At 39.1% G+C, this 3,647-nt stretch carries 3 protein-coding genes; all 3 read right to left on the reverse strand.

Annotation, left to right across the window (positions count from 1 at the left end):
- Positions 1-374 precede the first annotated feature (374 nt).
- The 3 genes from MLE14_RS21985 to MLE14_RS21995 are packed head-to-tail and all read right to left on the reverse strand — an operon-like array spanning position 375 to position 2,934.
- Positions 375-932: an NADPH-dependent FMN reductase gene (locus MLE14_RS21985; RefSeq protein ID WP_243300504.1), complete on the reverse strand. Its 558-nt coding sequence runs from the start codon at positions 930-932 to the stop codon at positions 375-377.
- Positions 932-2,284, reverse strand: a complete 1,353-nt coding sequence (locus tag MLE14_RS21990; RefSeq protein ID WP_243300505.1) for an MFS transporter — start codon at positions 2,282-2,284, stop codon at positions 932-934. Before MLE14_RS21990 ends, MLE14_RS21985 begins: the two co-directional genes overlap by 1 nt.
- A 59-nt stretch (positions 2,285-2,343) precedes the next feature.
- The gene (locus MLE14_RS21995; protein WP_243300506.1) at positions 2,344-2,934 is read right to left on the reverse strand and encodes a TetR/AcrR family transcriptional regulator; all 591 of its coding nucleotides are present in this window, start codon (positions 2,932-2,934) and stop codon (positions 2,344-2,346) included.
- Positions 2,935-3,647: the final 713 nt, after the last annotated feature.

The raw sequence follows: 3,647 nt of genomic DNA on the forward strand, positions 1-3,647 counted from the left end.
AAGTGTCTATTGTACGCCATTCTGTTCGAAGACTAGAGAACTTAGGATATAGTGTGACAATAACAGAAGTCTCTTAATTATGAATCCGAATCCAGGACATCTTATTTAGGCGCATCTTTTAAAAAAATAAAAGAGCTGCGTCTATTTTAGTATTGCCTTTTTTGTGAGGTTGTAGAAGTTAATTTTCATGGTAGCTCAATAGCTTCAACAAAAATAGCGCTAATCCTTCTTGAACTGCACCCCAAATGTTAGACACGAAATCTAACATTTGGGGTGCATTTAAGATTAACGCTACTCGTATGTTGTAAAGTCCTTGGTACAAATTTGTTATAGGACCAACAATAACGAAAATACTTTTTTGTATTTCATATTACTTAATTTCTTACTGTTTTCAAAGCATTGCTCCACGTCACCACTTGATTAAGCATGCCTTTAACTGAATTTTCTTGATGAGGGGCGGGTTTGAATGTCTCGAAATTAATAAAATCGGTATGGAGTGAAATCCGAACTTGATTTCTTACATCTGCGATTTGAAGCTCCGCTAGAATCATTCTAAGACTTTCCGCTGCACTTGCCCCGCCTGCTGCTCCGTATCCTACGATTCCAGCTGCTTTATTATTCCATTCCTGATATAAGAAATCGATCGCATTCTTTAAGGCACCTGAAATCGAATGGTTATATTCGGGAACAACAAAGATAAAGCCGTCGAATTCATTTATCTTCTTTGACCATTTAAGTGTATGAGGTTTTGTATATTCTTCAAACATGGGTGGCATGGGTTCATCCAGTAATGGCAGGTTAAAGGTTGCGATATCTACAATTTCAAACTTAGCATCATCACGCTTCTTCGCTATCTCATACACCCATTTAGCGATAGCTTCTCCTTTGCGTCCCGGACGAGTACTTCCGACGATTATTCCAATTTTGATCATCATGGATTCCTCCTGAAATAGAATTGATATATCCATACAATTAATACAAGAACAATAGTCAGAACAAGGAAGATATTGCTATAGATTGCTCCTGTTCCATATAAATTAAATGGATTCCACTGGTGAACTGGGCCTATATCAACTAATTTACCGTAAACACCGGTAGCCATTGCACCGCCTATGAAATTCATCATACTGAGCAGCCCCATTCCCACTCCGCTTTGCTCATTGGGTAACGTCATGGCTATCGCATTCGACATCGAGATCATGACGAAGGTTAATCCTACATTTCCCAAAATCAAAATAAGTGAGATAAATGTCGCTGAAATGCCAATAAAGGTCGACAGCAATGCAAAACAGCTAATTAATAAACCTGATGCAATGAAAAATAGATAGGAATTCCCTTTCGTATCAGCGATTCTTCCCCCTTTCCTTCCTAAGAAGGCAGATGCAACAGCACCAGGGACAAGCGAGAACCCGATCCATCCCGCAGATAACTGATTAACCTGTGTTAACAATAGGGGACTAAGGAAATGAATCGAGAAGCCGATCCCGCTAATCAGAAAAGTAATCACAACGCCCAGCGTATAGCTTCTGTTTCGAAAAAGATCTGGCGTAACGAATGGAGCTGAGAAGAAACGAATTCTGGCTATGAACAACAGCAAGGTGATAATTCCTCCTATGGCAAACCAGCCGGTTCCATTTGTTATGCTGAGCAACAGTAAGGTCACCGTGGCTCCAAGCAGACCACCTCCAATCCAATCCATCTTAACTGAAGTTTCCCTATCGTTCCCCAGGTAACGCCGATAAAAAGGGAGCGTCAGTAAGAGAAAAAAGGGGAAACAGAACAACCATCTCCAGTTCATGAAGCTTAGTGTAAATGCAGATAATACAGGACCTAGCGCGCTACCTATTGCTAGCCCCATAAATGCAGTCCCCATTGCCGTACCTCGGCGTTCAGGGGAAAAATAGCGAAGCGGGATCAACATGGCACTTGCAGGAATGCTTGCAGCCCCTATCGCCTGAATGCATCTCCCCGCAAGAACCATCCAGTAGGCCTGAGCGGCCAAGCCAATCACCGATCCGAATGCGAATAACAACAATCCAAAAGTAATCAGATTCTTAAGTTTAAAACGATCTGCCAGTTTTCCATAAATAACTGTTCCTATCCCATAAATAAGCGTATATGCTGAAGTCACCCAGCTAACTTGTGCATTTGTAATGGAGAACTGTTCACGAATTTGCGGAAGAACAAGGTTAAACATCAATACACTCATCGCCGACAAGGCTAAGGTAGACATGACGATGTACATCAGCTTATCGCCAACCTGTTTCTGTACCTCCGATTCCATGCAAATCATCCTTTCCAATTAAGACCGTCAGTACTTACTGTCATTTTGATTTAAAAATTTTAGGGCAATAATGCCCTAGTAAACAACTGAACTTCCTCTTCAATAAACTTCTCGAACGGAATGTTCTGAAGCATAGGATCTGCGTTTATCCTACCCATGGCCGCTCCAAAATTCATGTAAATAAATGCCAGCGCATTTATTTCGGGATCTGTTTGTATAATTTTTCCTTTATGCATCATTTGTTTAAAGTATTCAGTCAATAACTCCTTCAGTTGCTGTGGGTGTTTGTGGGTCCGTTCGTGAAAACTGGGGAGGTTGCCGCCGTCCTTGGATGAAATCAGGATTAATTTCCGATTACAGTACATGATATTTTGGTAATTCCTTGAAATCATTAACAAATCTGATTGAAGATCATATTGAATCTTGCTCTGGAACAAAATCTTCATTTCTTCGGCATAATGATAACGATTGAAGGCAGATTCGAGCAAATTCTGTTTGCTTTTGAAATGCCGGAATAATGTTTTCTCGGAATAGCCAGCCTTCTCGGCAATCTCTTGAGTTGTTACCCCGTTATATCCCTTCTCTGCCATGAGATCAATTGCTGCCATCATGATCTTGTCTGAAGTATCCATTTTTTGTTTTCCGTTCATTTTAAATAACTCCATTCTAACAATGACTGTTAGTACTCACTGACATAAATATAAAACACTTCCAATACTTTGTCAAGAGTTTCCATATTTATTGGTAATTTTTTTCGTTTTAGTTTTTATTCAATCAATCTGCTAACATTAGTTAACATAAATAATGACAGCTTTTACGCTGCCCTTAGTGACTCTTCAGAATGTAGTTTTATCAATTTGTTTCTTCGTTCACTTAACAATGCGACTGCCAGGAACCTTGCATTTTTCTAATTTGAATAATCCCAACTTGGATATATAATATGAGTATCAGTCCCTCTGCACTCATAATGTTCAAACCTATTAACATTAATAGTCCAAAAAGGAAAAACATAATAAATCCATAGAATTTCAAAATTTTAAGTATAATATTAACCCCTAATGGAAAGGTCTCTTTAAATTTCTATTTTAAAAACTTAACCTGCTCTTCCGTATTAGTTCTGGCAGTCTAATTTTAACATAATATTCCAAATGGAAACTTGTATATACTGAAAATAGCGAAAAAAATGAAAAAGATCTCCTAAAATGAAGACCTTCTAGTGCCAATTCTTATTCATCAAGTCGAGTAGAAGAGAACCTCTCTACCTCTCGGTAGATTGTATTCTCCCCCCTCACAGAACCGTGCTTGCGCTACTCACGCACACGGCTCCTCCTAGTTATCATTCACAAAATGTAGCTTAGCTCTT

It is taken from the genome of Bacillus litorisediminis, from assembly GCF_022808645.1.
In the GTDB taxonomy this organism is placed as follows: domain Bacteria; phylum Bacillota; class Bacilli; order Bacillales; family JC228; genus Bacillus_BF; species Bacillus_BF litorisediminis.